This window comes from Cellulosimicrobium sp. I38E (genome assembly GCF_001647255.1).
Taxonomy (GTDB): domain Bacteria; phylum Actinomycetota; class Actinomycetes; order Actinomycetales; family Cellulomonadaceae; genus Cellulosimicrobium; species Cellulosimicrobium cellulans_E.
In genome coordinates this window covers 17209-37712 of the sequence record NZ_LUAZ01000041.1, presented here as the reverse complement: position 1 = coordinate 37712, position 20504 = coordinate 17209, and the positions used below count along the sequence as shown (strand labels likewise).

At 72.8% G+C, this 20504-nt stretch carries 14 protein-coding genes; all 14 read right to left on the bottom strand.

Going from position 1 to position 20504, the window contains the following annotated elements:
• The coding region (locus tag A0J59_RS14215; RefSeq protein WP_255365230.1) for an Ig-like domain-containing protein at positions 1-3185 on the bottom strand (3185 nt) is incomplete at its 3' end.
• A 358-nt stretch (positions 3186-3543) separates the two neighbouring features.
• The gene (locus A0J59_RS14210) at positions 3544-4548 is read right to left on the bottom strand and encodes a polyprenyl synthetase family protein (RefSeq protein WP_053369597.1); all 1005 of its coding nucleotides are present in this window, start codon (positions 4546-4548) and stop codon (positions 3544-3546) included.
• A gap of 65 nt (positions 4549-4613) precedes the next feature.
• The gene (gene nuoN, locus A0J59_RS14205) at positions 4614-6398 is read right to left on the bottom strand and encodes an NADH-quinone oxidoreductase subunit NuoN (RefSeq protein WP_064316537.1); all 1785 of its coding nucleotides are present in this window, start codon (positions 6396-6398) and stop codon (positions 4614-4616) included.
• Positions 6395-8065: an NADH-quinone oxidoreductase subunit M gene (locus A0J59_RS14200; protein WP_064316536.1), complete on the bottom strand. Its 1671-nt coding sequence runs from the start codon at positions 8063-8065 to the stop codon at positions 6395-6397. Before A0J59_RS14200 ends, nuoN begins: the two co-directional genes overlap by 4 nt.
• A gap of 13 nt (positions 8066-8078) precedes the next feature.
• Positions 8079-10109 carry an NADH-quinone oxidoreductase subunit L gene (nuoL, locus tag A0J59_RS14195; RefSeq protein WP_047234415.1) on the bottom strand — a complete coding sequence of 677 codons (2031 nt, stop codon included), beginning with the start codon at positions 10107-10109 and terminating at the stop codon, positions 8079-8081.
• A gap of 13 nt (positions 10110-10122) precedes the next feature.
• Positions 10123-10422, bottom strand: coding sequence for an NADH-quinone oxidoreductase subunit NuoK (gene nuoK, locus A0J59_RS14190; RefSeq protein ID WP_047234414.1), 300 nt, complete (start codon positions 10420-10422; stop codon positions 10123-10125).
• Entirely contained in the window at positions 10422-11360 is a 939-nt protein-coding gene (locus tag A0J59_RS14185) for an NADH-quinone oxidoreductase subunit J (protein WP_047234413.1), read from the bottom strand. The genes nuoK and A0J59_RS14185 overlap by 1 nt, the downstream gene beginning before the upstream one ends.
• On the bottom strand, positions 11357-12088 hold the full coding sequence (gene nuoI, locus A0J59_RS14180) for an NADH-quinone oxidoreductase subunit NuoI (RefSeq protein ID WP_082379559.1): 732 nt from the start codon (positions 12086-12088) through the stop codon (positions 11357-11359). Before nuoI ends, A0J59_RS14185 begins: the two co-directional genes overlap by 4 nt.
• The gene (gene nuoH, locus A0J59_RS14175) at positions 12081-13478 is read right to left on the bottom strand and encodes an NADH-quinone oxidoreductase subunit NuoH (RefSeq protein ID WP_082141503.1); all 1398 of its coding nucleotides are present in this window, start codon (positions 13476-13478) and stop codon (positions 12081-12083) included. The genes nuoI and nuoH overlap by 8 nt, the downstream gene beginning before the upstream one ends.
• Complete coding sequence (locus A0J59_RS14170; protein ID WP_047234412.1) at positions 13475-16165, bottom strand: NADH-quinone oxidoreductase subunit G; 2691 nt, start codon at positions 16163-16165, stop codon at positions 13475-13477. The genes nuoH and A0J59_RS14170 overlap by 4 nt, the downstream gene beginning before the upstream one ends.
• Positions 16165-17532: an NADH-quinone oxidoreductase subunit NuoF gene (nuoF, locus tag A0J59_RS14165; protein WP_047234411.1), complete on the bottom strand. Its 1368-nt coding sequence runs from the start codon at positions 17530-17532 to the stop codon at positions 16165-16167. The genes A0J59_RS14170 and nuoF overlap by 1 nt, the downstream gene beginning before the upstream one ends.
• Positions 17529-18410 carry an NADH-quinone oxidoreductase subunit NuoE gene (gene nuoE / locus A0J59_RS14160; RefSeq protein WP_047234410.1) on the bottom strand — a complete coding sequence of 294 codons (882 nt, stop codon included), beginning with the start codon at positions 18408-18410 and terminating at the stop codon, positions 17529-17531. The genes nuoF and nuoE overlap by 4 nt, the downstream gene beginning before the upstream one ends.
• On the bottom strand, positions 18407-19786 hold the full coding sequence (locus A0J59_RS14155) for an NADH-quinone oxidoreductase subunit D (protein WP_047234409.1): 1380 nt from the start codon (positions 19784-19786) through the stop codon (positions 18407-18409). The genes nuoE and A0J59_RS14155 overlap by 4 nt, the downstream gene beginning before the upstream one ends.
• A complete protein-coding gene (locus A0J59_RS14150) occupies positions 19783-20481 on the bottom strand; it encodes an NADH-quinone oxidoreductase subunit C (RefSeq protein WP_047234423.1) in 699 nt (232 codons plus the stop codon). The genes A0J59_RS14155 and A0J59_RS14150 overlap by 4 nt, the downstream gene beginning before the upstream one ends.
• Positions 20482-20504 lie beyond the last annotated feature (23 nt).

Here is a 20504-nt window from a genome sequence, read left to right as displayed (position 1 = left end):
GGCACGGTGTCGTCGCGCGCGACGGGGGGCAGCAGGGGTGCGTCGGCGGCGACGTTGACGGTCACGGCGCCGGTGGCGCGGGCGCCGTAGGTGTCCTGGACCTGGTAGTAGAAGGTGTAGGCGCCGTCGGCGTCGGGGGAGGTCAGCACGATGCGGTCGACGACGACCTCGGCGTCCAGGTCGTGGGTGTCCTCGATGCCGCCGGGGACCAGGCCGACCTGGTCGCCGTCGGGGTCGGTGTCGTTGGCCAGGGCCGCGACCGAGACCGTGCGCCCGGGCCGGACCGTGATCTCGTCGTCCACCGCGACGGGGGGCTGGTTGGTCTCGCCCGGACGCGCGATCCCCACGCGCACGGTGCCGGTCGCCGTCGCGCCGCGCGCGTCCAGCACGGTGTACGTGAAGACGTCGAGCCCGCTCGCGTTCTTCGACGCGGTGTAGAGCAGGGAGCCGGCCTCGACCTGAGCCGTGCCCTTCGAGGGGGGCGACGCCACGCCCGAGACCTGGACGGAGTCGCCGTCGGGGTCGATCCCGTCCAGCGGGACGTCCACACGCACGCTCGAGCCCGACAGGACGCGGGCGTCGATCTCACGGGGCTGCGGTGGTGCGTTGTCCTCGCCGTCACGGATGCGGATCGTGACCTGGGCGGAGTCCTCCTGCCCGTTGACGTCCCGCACGCGGTAGATCGCGTACGCGGTCCCGGCCTCGGGACCGGCCTTGAACCGCAGCGTGTCCTCCGAGACGAACGCCTCCCCCAGCGCGGGGTCCACGTCCTGCTCGAGCTCGGGCTGCAGGAACAGCTCCAGCCCGTCGGGGTGGGTGTCGTTCTTCAGCACCGGGACCGTCACCACGTCCCCCGCGTGCACCGTGACCTCGTCCGCCGCCGCCTGCGGCGGCTGCAACCGCGTCGGCGCCGGCACGGGCACCACCCGCACCTCGCCGGTGGCCGTCTCCGTGCCGTTCGACACGGTGTACGTGACGGTGACGGGACCGTCGAGCCGGCGCAGCTCGGTGATGCGCAGCATCTGGTGCGCGAGCACGGCGACCGACACGCCCGCGTCGGCGGGCACGCGCACGGACTGGACCACGAGGACGCCCCCGGCGGGGTCGGTGTCGTTGGCCAGCACGTCGACCAGGGTCGACCCGCCCGCCGGCAGCAGCGCCGTGTCGGTCACCACGATCGGGGCGCCCTCGGCCTCCGACGGCGGCAGCACGTCCACGCGAACCAGACCCGTCGTCACGTTCGGACCGTCCGTCACCTGGTACGTCAGGTCGTACGACCGCGGCTCCATCGACAGGAAGGTGAACGTGCCGGCGTCGGGATTCGTGGTGATCTGGGCCGGCGCGGACTCCGAGACCGACACCAGACGCAGCTCGTCGTCGTTCGGGTCGGAGTCGTTGCGCAACGGCTCGACCGTCACCGGCTGACCCGCCGGCACCACCACGTGGTCGTTCACCGCGACCGGCGGCTGCGGCCCCGGCACGACGTCCACCAGGAGCTTGCCCTCGAACACCCCGCCCTGCCCGTCCGCGACGGTGACCGTGACGATCTTGCGGCCGGTGGAGCCGCCGCCGTCGCGGAACTCGACCGTCCCGTCGGGACGCGAGCGCACGTCGTCACCCGCGACCGTCGCCGCGGCCGAGGCGAGATAGAGGTCGTCCCCGTCCGGGTCCTTGAAGTACGGCAGCACCTTGATCGTGGCCCGACCGCCCTGCCCGACCCGCAGCACCGGGTCACCCGTCTGCTCCGGCGCCGCGTTCTCCCCCCACGGCGACACCTTCAGGGTGACGCCGGCCTCGGCCACGCCCCCGCGCCCGTCCGAGACGGAGTACCGGAAAGACTCCGTACCGGTCGCGCCGTCCGGCACCACGGCCTGCACGGCAGCTCCGCCCATGATCTGCTGCACCGTGATCCCGTCCGGGCCGTCGCCCGCGACGGACGCCGTCATCACGTCCCCGTCCGGGTCCACGTCGTTGCCCAGCACCGGCAGGATCGTCGTACGCCCCGGACGCACCCCGAACGAGTCGTCCTTGGGCTGCGGCGGCTTGTTCGGCTGGGACCGGTCCGCGATGAACTGGTCCACCTGCTCCGGGTTCGTCAGCTCCGCGTCGGACTCCTCGCCCTCGGCCTCCTCCGGCATCTGGACGTCCCAGTCGTCGACCTTCTGGTACTCGTCCGCCGCCATCCACAACGTCCCCGCCGCGAGATCGTTCAGCACGATCACCTGCCGGTTCACCCGGTACTCGAGCCGCGCCTGAGGATCGATCCCCTCCAGGCGGGTGTCCAGGTCGCGATCGGTGCCCTCGCAGTCACGGATCACCTGACCCGTCGAGGCCCACGCGCCGTACGTGCACGCACCGAGCTGCACCGGCGCACCCGGTCGTCCCTCGGCCGCCCGTCGCAGGGCGTCGCCGCCCTTCAGCGGCTGCGTCACCAGACCCGTGGTCGTCGCCACGACGACGTTCTGCGAGCCGGCCGACGGCTGCTGCAGGCGCGCCTCCGCGCCGTCCTCCAGCGCGACCGTCTTCCCGCCCGGCAGGACCAGCTGCGACGCCGACCGGTCCAGCACCACGGGCTCGTCGCCCACCGCGGTCACCTCGACCTCGGCACCCTTGCCCACCGGGAGCGCGGTGGACGACACCTCGCCGTCCACCGTGCCTCTGGACGTCGTCGCCACCGTCCACAACGTCCCCGTCGAGGGGATCGCCGCGAACACCGTCCCGTCCTGCGCGACGGCGACGTCACCCCCGCCGTCCACCTCGACCGTGGGGTCGAGCTCCTCCGCGTCGAACGACGCGACGCCGTCGAACGGCAGCACCCACAGCCGGCCCTCCTCGCCGTCGAGGATGGCGGTCGTCGCACCTCCGGACACCACCAGGGCGTCGGGCGGTAGGCGGAGCTGCCCGTCCAGCTTGAGGTGCGCGACGCTCACCGGCGACGCCGTCCCGGTCCCCGAGTCCTCGAGGAGCACCCGCCCGGCGTCCTGCTGCACGTCGAACGACGCGCTGCCCGCGTTCAACGTCCCGTCCACCGCCTGCGAGGCGGAGTTGAACCGACCCAGCAGCCCGGCCGACGTCTTCGTCACCCACACGCCCGAGTCGTTCAGGTCCACGTCCGCCGTGGCCTCGCCCTCGTAGAGGAACGCCATCCCCACCAGCGCCGTCGAGAACACCGACACGGTCGTCACCGACGCGACGGTGCGGCGGTGCTCGTGCAGACGCGCCAGGAAACCCACAGGTCCTCCGAGGAGTTGGATCGGGAGACGATCGGTCCCCTTCTCCAGCCCCCTCGATCTCGCACTTTCCAGGCGGCCCCACCGATCGCGCACTCGAGGATAGCGGGCGACAGGGTGAAATCCGACACCCGTTCCATGGGGAGCACTCCCCACCCTCCCGCCTGCGACGCCGCGTCACAGCGACCATCGCGGCGGACCGACGCGACGTCCCGGCAGGTCAACCCGGTGACGGAGGCAACGATGCGGCCCGACCGCGTCGGCGTGCCGGGCGACCGGCCACCGGACGAAAGATCACCCCTCCACGAGCCCGTCAGGCGGCGCGGTCGGCGAGCGCCTCCGCGAAGGAGCGCAGCGCGTCGGTGACCGGGCCCGCGGGGAGCGCGTCGAGCTCCTCCACGGCGGAACGGGCCCAGCGCACCGCCAGCGCCCGCGTCTCCCCGAGCACCTCGTGGCGTCGCAGCGCGGCCACGGCCGCGGCGAGCGCGGCGTCGTCCGTCAGGTCGGAGTCGAGCAGCTCGACGAGCCCGGCGTCCGCCTCGCTCGCGGTCCCGTTCGCGATGCGGGCACGCAGCAACAGGACCGGCATGGTCGGCACCTTCTCGCGCAGGTCCGTGCCCGGGGTCTTGCCCGACTCGTCGCCCGACGACGCCAGGTCGAGCACGTCGTCGGCGAGCTGGAACGCGACCCCGAGCTTCTCCCCGTAGGCCGCGACCGTGTCGACGACGGCCGTCGGGCACCCCGCGAACATGGCACCGAGCCGCGCGGACGTCGACAGGAGCGAGGCCGTCTTGTCGGCGAGCACCTCGAGATAGTGCTCGACGGGGTCGTCGCCCTCCCCCGGACCGATCGTCTCGTGCAGCTGTCCCAGGCACAGCCGCTCGAACGTCTTCGCCTGGATCAAGACGGCCTCCGGCCCGAGCGCCGCGACGGTCGACGCGGCGCGGGCGAAGAGCAGGTCGCCGACCATGATGGCGACCGAGTTCCCCCACACGGCGTGCGCGGACGGGGCCCCTCGGCGCACCGGGGCAGAGTCCATGACGTCGTCGTGGTACAGCGACGCGAGGTGCGTGAGCTCGACGACGACCGCGGACTCCACGACCTCTGGGCGCGTCCCGTCCCCGAGCTCCGCGGCGAGCAGCGTGAGCAGCGGCCGCAGGCGCTTGCCCCCCGCGTTGACGAGATGGCGGGACGCGGTGTCGGCGAGCGGGTCGGCGTGCGCGACGGCGTCGCGCAGCCGAGCCTCGACCCCGGCGAGCCGCTCGGTGAGGGCGGCCGCGAGCTCGGGGTCCGAGATCGGGATCGCGGTGGTGGTCACGGGCGCGGTCCGATCACGCGGGCCGCGGGGCCCGGCGGGCGCGGGCGGCACGGAAGGCACAGAGGTCACGGGACGAACTTAACCGCCTCGGCCGCCAGATCGAGAACCGGGGACGGGAACACACCGAGAAGGAGCACCCCGAGCGCGCACACGGCGATCGCGATCGTCGTCGGGCCGGTCGACCGGACGACGGTCACGCCCGGCCCCTCGAGCGCGGCGCCGTCGTCGTCCGCCCCGTCCGCAGGCCCCCCGGAGGGCGCGGTGAAGAACATCAGCACGATGATGCGGACGTAGAAGAACACCGCGACGGCCGACGCGAGGACGCCGACCACGGCGAGCACCCACGTCGAGCCGCCGCCCTGGCCGTCGGGCCCGGCGATGGCCGCGCCGAACGCGGTGAACTTCGCCACGAAGCCCGCCGTGAGCGGGATGCCCGCCATGGAGAGGAGGAAGAGGGAGAACACGCCCGCGAGCCACGGGCTCCGGCGTCCGAGCCCCGCCCACTGGGCGAGGTGCGTCGCCTCGCCGAGGACGGCGACCGGCTGCTCCGTGGCCCCGTCCGTCGCGTTGTCCGCGTCGCCGCCCGTCGCGTCGGTCCCTGCCGCCCCGGCACCCACCGCCACGGGCACGCGCTCGCGCACCGGGGCGGTCTCGCGCACCAGCGTGACGACGGCGAACGCGCCGACCGTCGCGAGGCCGTAGACGAGCAGGTAGAAGACGGTGGCCCGCAGCGAGAGCTGCGAGAACCCGACGACGCCGACGAGGATGAAGCCCGCGTGCGCGATCGACGAGTAGGCGAGCAGGCGCTTGACGTCGGTCTGCACGGCACCGACGACGGTGCCGACGACCATGGTGAGCAGCGTGACGATCCACAGCGCGACGAAGAGGTCCTCGCGCGTGGCGAGGGACGACTGCGCGAGGCCGAGGCTCACGACGTACAGGACGCGCAGCAGCGCGCCGAACGCGGCCGCCTTGGTGCACGCGGCCATGAAGCCGGTGATCGGCGTCGGGGCGCCCTGGTAGACGTCGGGGGTCCACGCGTGGAACGGCGCAGCGCCGATCTTGAAGAGCAGGCCCGCGAGGATGAGCAGGACGCCGACGACGACGAGACCGGGCATGGTCGCGAGCGGCCCCTCGGGCGTCGCGAGCGACTGGTACACCTCGACGAGGTCGACCGAGCCGGCGAAGCCGTAGACGAGCGCGACGCCGAACACGAACAGGGCGGACGCGAACGCGCCGAGGAGGAAGTACTTGAACGACGCCTCCTGCGACAGGAGACGACGCCGACGCGCCATCGCCGAGAGCACGTAGAGCGGGAGCGAGAGCACCTCGAGCGCGACGAACATCACGAGGAGGTTGCCGGTCGCGGGGAAGATCATCATGCCGCCGACGGCGAAGAGCACGAGCGGGTAGACCTCGGTCTGCTCGAGGCCCTTGCGCCGCGTGAGGTCCTCGTACGGCGAGCCGGGCACCGCCGCCGCGGACGGCGCGAACGCGTCCTGGCCGGTCGACGTCTTGTCGGCGATCACGAGGATCGCCAGGAACGCGAGCAGGACGACGATCCCCTGGACCGCGAGCCCGAACGGGTCGATCACCATCGACCCGCCGAGCACCCGCACCCCGTAGGGCGCGCCGTCGCTCCCCTGCACGGCCGGGTCGCGCCACAGCACGACGACGAGCGCGAACGCCGCGGCCGTCGCGAGGAGCGCGAGGACGACCTGCGTCGTGCGCCGCACGCGCGCCGGGACGAAGGCCTCGATCAGCACGCCGACGACGCCGGCGCCCAGCACGACGAGGATCGGGGCGAGGTAGAGCCAGTCGACCGTGGGGGCCACGAAGGAGTCGTTCACGACTCGCTCCCTTCGTCGGTGCTACGGGTGAGGGACGACCCCTGGCTCTCGAAGGCGACCAGCTCGGTCCCCTCGGCGAACGGGTCGGAGCGCGGCGGGTCCTCGACGCCGGCCACCGCGAGGTCGGACAGGGTGACCTCCGCGGGCTCGCGCACGAGGTCGAGCGCGGGCGCCGGGTAGAAGCCGAGGACGAGGAGGACGACGATCAGCGGCGCGACGACCCACTTCTCGCGCGCGCCGAGGTCGGGAAGCTGGTCGAGCCCCTCGCGGGTGCCGCCGGTGAAGATCCGCTGGTAGGTCAGCAGCACGTAGAGCGCGGCGAGCACGACGCCGAGCACCGCGACGAGCGCGGCCCACGGGCTGCGCGCGAACGTGCCGACGAGCACCATGATCTCGCTGACGAACGTCGACAGGCCGGGCAGCGAGAGCGCGGAGAGGCCCGCCACGAGGAACGTCCCCGCGAGCACGGGGACGACCTTCTGGAGGCCGCCGTAGTCCGCGATGCGCTGCGAGCGCTCCGGGTGCCGGGCGATGAGGAAGCCCGCCAGGAGGAACAGCGCACCGGTCGAGATGCCGTGGTTGACCATGTACAGCGACGACCCGGACACGCTGAGCGACGTGAACGCGAAGATGCCGAGCACGATGAACCCGAAGTGCGACACCGACGTGTAGGCGATGAGTCGCATGAGATCGCTCTGGCCGATCGCCATGAGCGCGCCGTAGAGGATCGAGACGACCGCCAGGACGATCACGACGGGGGCCGCCCACGCGCTCGCGTGCGGGAAGAGCGGGAGGCACAGCGTGAGCATCCCGAACGTGCCGACCTTGTCCAGCACGCCCACGAGGAGCGTGGAGGTGCCCGCGGGCGCGTGCTGCGCGGCGTCGGGCAGCCAGGTGTGGACGGGGAAGAGCGGCGCCTTGATGGCGAACGCGAGGAAAAAACCGAGGAACAGCAGCCGCTCGGTGGTGACCGGCATCGGGTTCTCGGCGAAGTACCCCACGAGGTTCGACGTGAGGAACGCGTCCTCGGGGCGCGCGCCCGTCGTCGGGTCGATCGGCACCTGCACGTACAGCGCGATGACGGCCGCGAGCATGATCAGACCGCCCGCGAGCGAGAACAGCAGGAACTTCACCGCGGCGTAGCGCCGCCGCGCCCCGACGCCGAACCCGCCGATCATGAAGTAGACCGGGATGAGCATCGCCTCGAACAGCACGTAGAAGAGGAACACGTCGCGTGCGACGAACACCGCGACCATGAACGCCTCGAGCAGCAGGACGAGCGCGAGGTAGTGGCGCAGGCGGCGCACGTCGCCGTCCTGCTCCTTCCACGCGGCCAGGACCACGAGCGGGACCAGCAGCACCGACAGCGCGACGAGCGCGAGCGCGACGCCGTCGGCGCCCACCGCGTAGCTCGCGCCGATCTGCGGGATCCAGCGGTACGTCTCGGTGAGCTGGTGCGTGCCGGCGGCGGACGTGTCGAACGCCGTGAACGCGCCGACGAGCAGGCCCAGCTCGACGAGCGCGGCGCCGAGGGCGATGCCGCGCACGGTGCGCAGCGCTCCCGCGCCGACGCCGCGCGTGCGAGCGGAGGCCGTGAGCCACACCGCCGCGGCGCCGACGAGCGGCCACGCGACGAGCAGGGACAGCCAGGGGACGGAGGTGGTCATGGGTGTCTCCCTCTCAGCTCGCGGAGCCGGTGGTCAGGGCGAGGACGACCGCGACGATCACCACGAGGCCGCCGAGCATCGTCGCGCCGTACGAGCGCACGTAGCCGTTCTGCCACCCGCGCAGCCACTCCCCGACCCGGCCGACCAGGCCGGCGAGGCCCATCCAGCCGCCGTCGACCATCTCCTTGTCGGCGTAGACGAGCGAGCGCGTGAGGTACTGGCCGGGCCGCATGAACACGGTCTCGTTGACGTCGTCCTGGTACAGGTCGCGCCGGGCGGCGCGCGTGAGCACGGAGCCCCGCGGCGCACGGACCGGGACGCTCGACATCGCGTACTGCCGCCAGGCGAGGGCCGCGCCGGCGAGGACGAGCAGGAGCGTCAGGGTGATGAGCGACCACACCGGCAGGACCGGCTCGTGGTGCTCGGCGTGCCCGGTGACCGGCTCGAGCCACGTGACGAACCGCGAGCCCGCGGCGAGGATGCCGCCCAGCGCGACCGACCCGACCGCGAGGACGATCATCGGCCACGTCATGAGGCGCGGGGACTCGTGGGGGTGCTGGACCGGTCCGTCCTGCGGGCCGAGCCCGTCGGCGGAGCCGCTGCCGTCGTTCCAGCGGCGGCGCCCGGAGAACGTCATGAAGAACAGGCGCGACATGTAGAACGCGGTGATCCCGGCGCCGACCAGCGCGACGCCGCCGAAGACCCACGCCCGCCACGGCTCGCCGTCGACGGGGACGAACGCGGCCTCGATGATCTTGTCCTTGCTCCAGAAGCCGGAGAACGGCGGGATGCCGAGGATCGCGAGCCAGCCCATCATGAACGTGATCCACGTGACCTTCATGTACCGCGCGAGCCCGCCGAACCGGCGCATGTCGACCTGGTCGTCCATGCCGTGCATGACCGAGCCCGCGCCGAGGAACATCCCGGCCTTGAAGAAGCCGTGCGTCACGAGGTGGAAGATCGCGAACGCGTACCCGATCGGCCCGAGCCCGGCGGCGAGGATCATGTACCCGATCTGCGACATGGTCGACGCCGCGAGCGCCTTCTTGATGTCGTCCTTGGCGCAGCCGACGATCGCCCCGAAGAGCAGCGTCACCGCGCCGACGATCACGACGACGAGCTGCGCGGTGGGCGCGCCCTCGAAGATCGGGGCCGACCGGACGACGAGGTAGACGCCCGCCGTGACCATGGTGGCCGCGTGGATGAGGGCGGAGACCGGCGTCGGGCCGGCCATCGCGTCGCCGAGCCAGGCCTGGAGCGGGAACTGCGCCGACTTGCCGCACGCGGCGAGCAGGAGCGCGATGCTCGTGGCGGTGAGGAGCGCGGTCGACGCCTCGGGCGCCTGCGCGAACACCGTCGTGAAGTCGACCGCGCCGAACGTCGCGAACATGAGCATGAGCGCGACGATCAGGCCGATGTCGCCCACGCGGTTCATGACGAACGCCTTCTTGGCCGCGACCGCGTACGCGCGGTTGTGGTTCCAGAACCCGATGAGCAGGTACGACGCCAGACCCACGCCCTCCCAGCCGACGAACAGCAGCAGGTAGGAGTCCGCGAGGACGAGCACGAGCATCGCCGCGACGAACAGGTTGAGGTAGGCGAAGAACCGGCGTCGGTCGCGGTCGTGCGCCATGTAGGCGACCGCGTAGACGTGGATGAGCGTGCCGACGAACGTCACGAGGAGCACGAACGTCAGGGACAGCGGGTCGATCCGCAGCCCCATCGCCAGGTCGAGGCCGCCGGAGACGATCCAGTCGCCGATGCGGAAGTCGACCACGCGCTCGTCGACGGGCAGCCCGAGCATCACGAGGAAGAGGACCAGGCCCACCACGAACGCGGCTCCCGACATGAGCACGCCGAACCACGCGCCCCAGCGGTCGCTGCGGCGCCCGGCGAGCAGGAGGACGGCCGCCCCGAGGAGCGGGAGCAGCACCAGGAACGGTGCCGCGAGAAACGCGCCCGGCACGGTCTCGGACGCGGGCACGACGTCGGTCGCGGCCAGCAGTCCGCTCGCCGTGGGCAGGGCGGGAAGGAGCGTCGTCATCGGTGCCGGCCCCTCAGCTCTTGAGCAGGTTGACGTCGTCGACCGAGGCGGACCGACGGGTGCGGAAGATGGACACGATGATCGCGAGGCCGACGACGACCTCCGCCGCCGCGACGACCATGACGAAGAAGGCGAGCACCTGCCCCGTCACGTCGCCGTGCATCCGGGCGAAGGTCACGAACGCGAGGTTCGTCGCGTTGAGCATGAGCTCGATGCCCATGAACACGATGATCGCGTTGCGTCGCAGCAGCACGGTCGCGGCGCCGATCGAGAAGAGGATCGCCGCGAGCACGAGGTAGTTGGTGAGCTCCATCAGTCCTCTCCTCGCTCGGTCCCGCGAGCTTCACCGGGGACCCGGGACCGGCCCGGGTCGTCGGGCCCGGAGACCTCCCCCGCGGGCGCCTCGCCCTCGGGCTGGTCGGCGGTCGCGGTCTGCACCGTGCGCTCGTTCGCGTCCTGGGCCCGCAGTGCGGGCAGCGCCCGCAGCGGCTCGTGCTCGACGAGCACCTCGCGCTCGGCCTCAAGAATCGTCCCGGCCGACCGCTCCTGGCCGCGGATGCGCAGGATGCGGGAGACCGACTCCTCGATGGGCCGGCCCTGCGCGTCGAGCGCCGGGGTGTCCATGGCGTTGTTCTGCGCGTACACGCCGGGGGCGGCGAGCGGCGTGAGCCGACCGCCCGCGGGCAGCGCCGCGACCTTCGCGTCGGCCTGCTCGCGCTGACCCACCTTCGGGGTGAGCCGGCGCCGGTGCGTGAGCACGAGCGCCGAGACCGCGGCGGTGATGAGCAGGATGCCCACCACCTCCATCGCGAACACGTAGTCCGCGAAGAGCACGCGCGCGAGCGCGACCGGGTTGGTGGCCGCGTTGGCGAGCTCGAGGCCCACCGACGGCGGGAACGTCGCCTGCGCGACCACGCCCACCAGCACGACGCCGAGCCCGAGCCCGAGGAGCACGCCGACCCAGCGCTGACCGCGGATCGTCTCCACGAGCGAGTCCGACGCGTCGACCCCGACGAGCATGAGCACGAAGAGGAAGAGCATCATGACGGCGCCCGTGTACACGACCACCTGGACGACGCCGAGGAACGACGCCTCCTGCGCGATGTAGAGGATCGCGAGGTCGACCATGACGAACATGACCGCGATGGCGGCGTGCACCGCCTTGCGGGCGAAGAGGAGCGAGAGCGCCGCGAGGACCATGAGGGGGGCGAGGACCCAGAAGAGGACCGCCTCGCCGCCGCTCGCGGTCACCGGGCGGCCTTCCGGGCCGACGCGCCGGCGGACCGCCCGGAGGTCGGCGTGACCCGCCGGACCTCCGGCGGCGGCCCCGTGGGCTCCGGCGGGAGGGTCGGGTCGTCCGGCCGGTGCTCGCGCACCCACTCCACCTGCTCGGCCACCGGGCCGCTCACCTCCCCGCGGTAGTACTCGGTGTCCGAGGTCCCGGGCACCATCGGGTGCGGCGCGGCGAGCATCCGCTCCTGGAGCGGCGCGAGCAGGTCCTGCTTCTCCCAGATCATGCCCTCGCGCGTCGGGCCGGCGAGCTCGTACTCGTTGGTCATCGTCAGGGCGCGCGTCGGGCAGGCCTCGATGCACAGGCCGCAGAAGATGCAGCGCAGGTAGTTGATCTGGTAGACGCGCCCGTACCGCTCGCCCGGCGACATGTGGCCGCCGTCCGGCAGGTCCGCGTTGTCCGCGCCCTCGACGTAGATCGCGTCCGCGGGGCACGCCCACGCGCACAGCTCGCACCCGATGCACTTCTCGAGGCCGTCGGGGTACCGGTTGAGCTGGTGCCGACCGTGATAGCGCGGCTTCGTGGGCACCTTCTGGCGCGGGTACTGCTCGGTGACCGTCGGGCGGAACATCGAGGAGAACGTGACGCCGAAGCCCGCGACGGGAGCGAGCGCCTCGCGCAGCCCCTTCGCCTGGGGGCGCCGGACCTCGTACTCGCCGGGCCGGGTCGGCTTCTGCTCGTCAGCCACGGTCGACCTCCTTGTCGTGGGGCGTGCCAGATGACCCGGACGTCCCGGGCGAGCCCACGTCGTCGGGCACGAGGGCGCGACGGCGCGGCGAGGGCGGGAGCGACTGCCCGGGCAGCGGCGGGACGGGGAACCCGCCCGCGAACGCGTCGAACGGCTCGGGACCGGTTCCCGCGGCGCGGGTCGTCGCGCCGGGTGGCGCCTTCTTCTCGGGCCAGAACCACACGACGACCACCACCACGAGGGCGAGCGCGACGGCGATGCCGACGAAGACGCGCAGGTCGACGTCGAGGAACTGGCGCACGGCCTGCGCGACGGCGAGGAGCACGAGCCACGCGAGCGCGAACGGGATGAGGACCTTCCAGCCGAACCGCATGAACTGGTCGTAACGCAGGCGCAGCAGCGTGCCGCGGACCCACACGAAGAAGAACATGACGGCCCAGACCTTGACGAGGAACCAGAGGATGGGCCACCAGCCCTCGTTGAACATCCCGTCGTTGATCGCCGAGAGCGGCCACGGCGCGCGCCACCCGCCGAGGAACAGCGTCGTCGCGACCGCGGAGACGTTGAGCATGTTGATGTACTCCGCGAGGAAGAACCACGCGAACTTCATCGACGAGTACTCAGTCATGTACCCGGACACGAGCTCGCCCTCGGCCTCGGGGAGGTCGAACGGGAGGCGGTTCGTCTCGCCGACCATCGAGATGACGTAGATGACGAACGCCGGCAGGAGCGGGAGGAACCACCAGAGCTGCGTCTGCGAGTCGACGATGCGCGACGTCGACATCGACCCCGCCATGAGGAAGACGGAGACGAGCGAGAGGCCCATCGCGAGCTCGTAGCTGATGACCTGCGCGGTCGAGCGGACCGAGCCGAGCAGCGGGTACGTCGACCCCGACGACCAACCGCCGAGCACGATCCCGTACACGCCGAGCGACGCGCACGCGAGGATGTACAGCGTCGCGACCGGGAAGTCGGTGAGCTGGGCGGGCGTCACGTAGTCCGTGAACGGGATCTGCACCTCGGGCCCGAACGGGATGACCGCGAACACGAGGAGCGCGCAGAACACGGAGATCATCGGCGCCAGCAGGTAGACGAACTTGTCCGCCGCCTTGACGGTGATGTCCTCCTTGAGCAGGAGCTTCATCGCGTCGGCGAGCGACTGGAGCAGGCCGAACGGGCCGTGCCAGTTGGGGCCGGGCCGCACCTGCATGCGCGCCACGACCTTGCGCTCGAACCAGATCGCGAACAGCACGCTCGTCAGCAGGAACACGAGGATGAGGACGGCCTTGACCAGGTACGTCCACCCGTTGTCCTGCGAGAAGTTCGCCGTGATCCCGGGCACGCCCGGCGTCTCGGTGGCGAGCGCGTGGATCACGTGGACGCCGCTCATGCGCCCTCCCCTCCGTCGGTGCTCACGGTCTCGAGGCGGACGACGTCGCCCGGCACCGCGCCGAGCGTCGCGTGCACGGACGAGCCCGGCGAGCGCAGGGGCAGCCACACCACGTGGTCGACCATGTCCGTCACCACGACCGGGAGCGTGATCGCGCCCCGGTCCGTGGAGACGCGCACGACGTCGCCGTCGAACACGTCGGCCGCGGCCGCGGTCGCCGCGGACAGCCGCGCCACGGGGCGCTTCGCCGTCCCGGCGAGGTAGCGCTCGCCGTCCTGGCCGCGCGCGTCGTCGAGCAGGAGCCGCCAGCCCGCGAGGACCGCGGTCCCGGGCGCGACGGCGGGCGGCTCCGTGGTCTCGACGTCAGGCGCGGCGGCGCGCGCGCCGTCCCACGCGCCGTCGCCCACGAGCTGGTCGAGCTCGGCACGCACCGCGTCCACGGTGCCGAGGCCGAGGCTCACGCCCGCCGCGTCGGCGAGCGCGTCGAGCACGCGGTGGTCCGTCATCGCCGTCGAGGCGAGCGCCGCCGGGAAGGGACGCACGCGGCCTTCCCAGCTCACGTACGCGCCCTCGCGCTCGACGGGCGGGGCGACGGGGAGCACGACGTCCGCGAGCTCGGTCACCGCCGAGCGCCGCACCTCGAGCGAGACGACGACGCCGGCCGCCTCGAGCGCGCGGCGCGCGTGCGCCGGGTCGGGGAGGTCGTCGAGCTCGAGCCCGCCCACGAGCGCGCCCGCGAGCTGACCGACCGACAGCGCGTCGAGCATCTCCCCGACGTCGCGACCCGCCGTCGCGGGGAGGCCGGTCGGCTGGTCGTCCGTCGCGGCCACGCCCCAGACGGTGGCGACGTCGACGCGAGCCGCGGCGTCCGCGACCGGGCGTCCGCCCGGCAGGAGGTTCGGCAGGGTGCCGGCCTCGACGCCGCCGCGCTCGCCGGCGCGGCGCGGGACCCACGCGAGGCGTGCGCCCGTCGCCGCGACCGCGCGCAGCAGCGCGCTGTACCCGCCGCGCGTCGCGGCGAGCCGCTCGCCGACGAGGATCACGGCGCCCGGCGCCCGGAGCGCGTCGCTGACCTCGGCGAGGAGGTCGATGCCCTCGGCCTCGTCGAGCGTGCGGACCTGGTCGCCCGCGGCGATGCCGTCGAGCCACTCCGCCTCGGTGCCCGGCGCGGCCGGGAGGAGCGTCCCGTGCATGCGCTGCACGCCGCGCGACGCGAACGGCGCGACGGAGAACACGCGGACGCCGTGCCGCAGCGCCCCCTTGCGCAGGCGCAGGAACGTCACGCCCGCCTCCTCCTCGGCCTCGAGGCCGACGAGCAGCACGGCGGGCGCCTTCTCGAGGTCGGTGAACGTCACCCCGCCGGCGTGGCCGACGGCACGTCCCGCGACGGCGTGCGCGAGGAAGGCCGCCTCCTCGGCGCTGTGGGCGCGGGCGCGGTGGTCGACGTCGTTGGTGCGCAGCCAGGTGCGCGCGAGCTTCGCGTAGGCGTACGCGTCCTCGACCGTGAGGCGCCCGCCCGGCAGGACGGCCACGCCCCCGGCGTCGCGCGCCCGCGTCAGGGCGTCCGCGGCGACCTCGAGCGCCTCCGCCCACGAGGCGGGGCGCAGCTCGCCGCGCGTCACCGTCCCGTCCGGGGCGACCTCGCGGTCGCGCACGAGCGGGTGCGTCAGGCGGTCCGGCGCGGACTGCCACGTGAACGCGAAGCGGTCGCGGTCGGTGATCCACTCCTCGTTGACCAGCGGGTCCTCGCCCGCGAGGCGGCGGAGCACCACGCCGCGACGGTGGTCGACGCGGATCGCGGAGCCCGACGAGTCGTGCTCGGAGACCCCGGGGGTCGAGACCAGGTCGAACGGGCGCGAGCGGAACCGGTACGCCGCGCCCGTGAGCGCGCCCACCGGGCAGATCTGCACCGTGTTGCCGGAGAAGTACGACGCGAACGGCAGGCCCGACTCGTCCTCGAGCGCGAGCCCGACCGGGCGGTCGCCAGGCGCCTGACCCGCGGGCGGCGCGAAGTCCAGCACCGCCTCGTCGAAGCGCCCGATCTGCTGCGCGGCGCCGCGCTTCTGCAGGTCGATGAACACGTCGCCCGCGATCTCCTGCGAGAAGCGCGTGCACCGCTGGCACAGGACACAGCGCTCGCGGTCGAGCAGGATCGTCGTCGAGACCGCGATCGGCTTGGGGAACGTGCGCTTGACGTCGACGAACCGGCTCGTCGCGCGGCCGTTGCTCATCGCCTGGTTCTGGAGCGGGCACTCGCCGCCCTTGTCGCACACCGGGCAGTCGAGCGGGTGGTTGATGAGCAGCAGCTCCATGATCCCGTGCTGCGCCTTGTCGGCCACCGGGCTCGTGCGCTGGGTCTTGACCACCATGCCGGGGGTTGCCTCGAGCGTGCACGACGCCTGCGGCTTCGGCATGGGCCGGACGTTGCCCTCGCGGTCCGGCGTCGCCACCTCGACGAGGCACTGGCGGCACGCGCCCGCGGGCTCCAGCAGCGGGTGGTCGCAGAACCGCGGGATCTGGATCCCGATCTGCTCGGCCGCGCGGATCACGAGCGTGCCCTTCGGCACCGACATCTCGACGTCGTCGATCGTGAACGTCACGTGGTCCGCGGGGACCGGGGGCTTGGCCGCGCCACCCGCGGGGACGGCCGCTGAGCCGGTGCCCGGGGCGGGGGTCGTGGTCGTCATCAGTGCACTCCTGCCGTCAGGACGCGGGCCGGGCGGGGCGTGTAGTCGAAGAGGGCCGAGGCCGACGGGTCGAACGGGCAGCGGTGCTCCGCGATGTGCGCCTCGTACTCGTCGCGGAAGAGCTCGATGCTGCTCGTCACGGGCGACGTGGCGCCGTCGCCGAGCGCGCAGAACGCGCGGCCCAGGATGTTGTCGCACGTGTCGAGGAGCAGGTCGAGGTCGGACTCCGTGCCCTGGCCCGCCTCGATGCGCGCCAGGACCTGCTTCATCCAGTACGTGCCCTCGCGGCACGGCGTGCACTTGCCGCACGACTCGTGCGCGTAGAAGTCCGTCCACCGGCTCACGGCGCGCACGACGCACGTCGTCTCGTCGAAGAGCTGGAGCGCACGCGTGCCGAGCATCGAGCCCGCCGCCGCGACCGACTCGTAGTCGAGGGGCGTGTCGAGGTGGGCGTCCGTGAACAGCGGCGTCGACGAGCCGCCCGGCGTCCAGAACTTCAGCGCCTTGCCGCCGCGCATCCCGCCCGCGAGGTCGAGGAGCTCGCGCAGCGTCGTGCCGAGCGGCGCCTCGTACTGGCCGGGGCGCGTCACGTGACCGGACAGGGAGAACAGGCCGAACCCGGCCGAGCGCTCCGTGCCCATCGACGTGAACCAGTCCGCGCCGCGCGCGACGATCGACGGCACGCTCGCGATGGACTCCACGTTGTTGACGACCGTCGGGCGCGCGTACAGGCCCGCGACCGCGGGGAACGGCGGCTTGAGCCGCGGCTGCCCGCGCCGTCCCTCGAGCGAGTCGAGCAGCGCCGTCTCCTCGCCGCAGATGTACGCGCCCGCACCGGCGTGGACCGTGACGTCGAGGTCGAACCCCGAGCCCTGGACGTTCTTGCCCAGATAGCCGGCCTCGTACGCCTCCTCGACCGCGCGCAGCAGCCGGCGGTACACGTGGAGCACCTCGCCACGCACGTAGATGAACGCGTGGTCGCACCCGATCGCGTACGACGTGATCGCGACGCCCTCGACGAGCGCCTGCGGGCTCGCGAGCATGAGCGGGATGTCCTTGCACGTGCCCGGCTCGGACTCGTCCGCGTTGACCACGAGGTAGCGCGGGCCGCCGTCGGGCGCGGGCAGGAAGCCCCACTTCATGCCCGTCGGGAAGCCCGCGCCGCCGCGGCCGCGCAGGCCCGACGCCTTGACCGTCGCGACGACGTCCGCCGGGTCCTGGGCGAGCGCCGCGCGCAGGCCCTCGTAGCCGCCGCGGTCCACGTAGGACGCCAGCGTCCAGGACCGGTCCGCGTCCCACGTGTCCGACAGGACGGGGGTCAGCGGGTCCGGGGTCGGTCGGGCCACGGTGCCCTGCTGCTCGCTCATGCGTCCGCTCCCTTCGACGGGTCGGGCTTGGTGCCAGGAGACTCGGCCTTGCCGCCGGGGTCGACGTCGGCGTCGGTCGTCGGCTTCCGCTCGGCGCTCGACTGCTCGCCGCCGGTGACGGGCTTCTCCGGGGCGCCCGTGCCCGCGCCGGCGTCCGGCCCGCCTGCCGACGTGGTGGGTGCGGTCCAGCCCTGCTCACGCGCGAGGCGGAGGCCGGCGAGGGTCGGCTCGCCGGCGCCGACGCCCTCGTCCGCGCGGCCGTCGGGGAAGCCCGCGAGGACCCGGCTCATCTGCTTGAAGGTGCACACGCTCGCGGCGCCGCGCGTCGGGGCGACGGCCTCGCCCGCACGGAGGCGGTCGACGACGTCGGTCGCCGAGCCGGGCGTCTGGTTGTCGAAGAACTCCCAGTTGACCATCATGACCGGCGCGTAGTCGCAGGCCGCGTTGCACTCCACGCGCTCGAGCGTGATCGCGCCGTCCTCGGTCGTCTCGTCGTGCCCGACGCCGAGGTGGTCCGACAGCTCGTCGAAGATCGCGTCGCCGCCCATGATCGCGCACAGCGTGTTCGTGCAGACGCCCACGGTGTACGTCCCGTTGGGGTGGCGCTTGTACTGCGTGTAGAACGTCGCGACGGCCGAGACCTCGGCCGCGGTGAGGCCGAGCTGCTCCGCGCAGAACAGGATGCCGTCGCGCGAGACGTAGCCGTCCTCGGACTGCACGAGGTGCAGCATCGGCAGCAGCGCCGACCGGGACTCGGGGTAGCGGGCGACGATCTGCGCGGCGTCGGCGGCGAGGCGAGCCGTCGTCTCCGCGTCGTACCCGGGGCGCGGCCCGCCGGCGGGCGTGCCGTTCGTCGCAGGTCCGGCGTCGATGGTCATCGGTCCACCCCTCCCAGCACGGGGTCCAGGGAGGCGACGGCGACCACGACGTCGGCCACCTGGCCGCCCTCGCACATCGCCGCCACGGCCTGGAGGTTGTTGAACGACGGGTCGCGGAAGTGCGCCCGGTAGGGGCGCGTGCCGCCGTCGGAGACGAGGTGCACCCCGAGCTCGCCGCGCGGGTGCTCCACGGTCTGCCACGCCTGCCCCACCGGGACGCGGAAGCCCTCGGTGACGAGCTTGAAGTGGTGGATCAGGGCCTCCATGGAGGTGCCCATGATCTCCTTGATGTGCTCGAGCGAGTTGCCCTGGCCGTCGCTCCCGATCGCGAGCTGCGCCGGCCACGCGATCTTGCGGTCGCCCACCATGACGGGCTGCCCGGCCGTCCTCTCGAGGCGCTCGAGGCACTGCTCGACGATGTGCAGCGACTGGTAGCACTCCTCGAGCCGCAGCACCACGCGGTCGTAGCAGTCGGCACCGGTCGCGGTCGGGACGTCGAAGTCGTACGTCTCGTAGCCGCAGTACGGGTCGGACTTGCGCACGTCGTACGGGTGGCCCGTGGAGCGCAGCACCGGCCCGGTGACGCCGAGCGCCATGCAGCCCGCGAGGCTGAGGTGCCCGACCCCGACGAGGCGGCCCTTGAAGATCGGGTTGGCGAGCATGAGGTCGCCGAGCTGGCCGAGGTACCGCCGGATGAGCGGGTCGGCCGCGCGCACCTGCTCGACGAGGTCTGGCGGGACGTCCTGCGCGACCCCGCCGGGGCGCACGTACGCGTTGTTCATGCGCAGGCCCGTCACGGCCTCGAAGATCCGCAGGATCTCCTCGCGCGCGGTGAACGCGATGGTCATGACGGTCGTCGCGCCCATCTCGTTGCCGCCGGTGCCCAGGCACACGAGGTGGGACGCGATCCGGTTGAGCTCCATCATGAGCACCCGGATGACGCTGGCCCGCTCGGGCACGTCGTCCGTGATGCCGAGCAGCTTCTCGACCGCGAGGCAGTACGCCGTCTCCTGGAACAGCGGCGCGAGGTAGTCCATGCGGGTGCAGAACGTGACGCCCTGCGTCCACGTCCGGTACTCCATGTTCTTCTCGATGCCGGTGTGCAGGTAGCCGATGCCGCAGCGCGCCTCGGTGACCGTCTCGCCGTCGATCTCGAGCATGAGGCGGAGCACGCCGTGCGTGGACGGGTGCTGCGGGCCCATGTTGACGACGATGCGCTCCTCGCCGAGCGCGGCCGCAGCGACGGCGCTCTCCGCGATGTCGGCCCAGTCGCCGCCCGACGCCTCGAAGCTCGGGACGCCGTCGTCGAAGTCGCCGACGGGCGGGCGGGTCGAGTGCGGGGCGGCGCCGGGGGCGCCGGTGGTGTGCGTGCTCACGAGTACGACCTCCTCGTGTCGGGCGGGGGCACGGTCGCGCCCTTGTACTCGACGGGGATCCCGCCGAGCGGGTAGTCCTTGCGCTGCGGGTGGCCCGGCCAGTCGTCGGGCATCTCGATGCGCGCGAGCGACGGGTGGCCGTCGAAGACGATGCCGAAGAAGTCCCACGTCTCGCGCTCGTGCCAGTCGTTCGTCGGGTAGACGGACGTCGTGGTCGGCACGTGCGGGTCGGCGTCGGGCACCGACACCTCGAGGCGCAGACGACGTCCGTGCGTGATCGACGTGAGGTGGTACACGGCGTGCAGCTCGCGGCCGACGTCGTGCGGGAAGTGCACGCCGCTCACGCCCAGGCTCAGCTCGAACCGCAGGTCCTGGTCGTCGCGCAGCGCGCGGCACACGTCGACGAGGTGGTCGCGGTGCACGTGGATCGTCAGCTCGGCGTGCGCGCCGGGCGGGTCCACCACGACGCGCTCCACCGCGGCCTCGAACCGCGTGCCGCCCTCGGCGAGCACCTCCGCGAGGACGTCGACGACCTCGTCGAACCAGCCGCCGTACGGCCGCGGGCTCGCCCCGGGCATCGCGACGGGCTGGACGAGCCCCCCGTAGCCGGACGTGTCGCCCGAGCCGTGGACGCCGAACATGCCCTCGCGCACCTCGACGACCTCGAGCGTGCGCGGAGCGCTCGCCCCCGTCACGAGGTCGCCGGACCGCGGGCCGT

What these genes read in the sequence shown, in the direction of transcription:
- A0J59_RS14200 (WP_064316536.1), bottom strand. Translation starts at nt 8,065, where the DNA reads ATGACCACCTCCGTCCCCTGGCTGTCCCTGCTCGTCGCGTGGCCGCTC.
- nuoL (WP_047234415.1), bottom strand. Translation starts at nt 10,109, where the DNA reads ATGACGACGCTCCTTCCCGCCCTGCCCACGGCGAGCGGACTGCTGGCC.
- nuoK (WP_047234414.1), bottom strand. Translation starts at nt 10,422, where the DNA reads ATGGAGCTCACCAACTACCTCGTGCTCGCGGCGATCCTCTTCTCGATC.
- nuoH (WP_082141503.1), bottom strand. Translation starts at nt 13,478, where the DNA reads ATGAGCGGCGTCCACGTGATCCACGCGCTCGCCACCGAGACGCCGGGC.
- A0J59_RS14170 (WP_047234412.1), bottom strand. Translation starts at nt 16,165, where the DNA reads ATGACGACCACGACCCCCGCCCCGGGCACCGGCTCAGCGGCCGTCCCC.
- nuoF (WP_047234411.1), bottom strand. Translation starts at nt 17,532, where the DNA reads ATGAGCGAGCAGCAGGGCACCGTGGCCCGACCGACCCCGGACCCGCTG.
- nuoE (WP_047234410.1), bottom strand. Translation starts at nt 18,410, where the DNA reads ATGACCATCGACGCCGGACCTGCGACGAACGGCACGCCCGCCGGCGGG.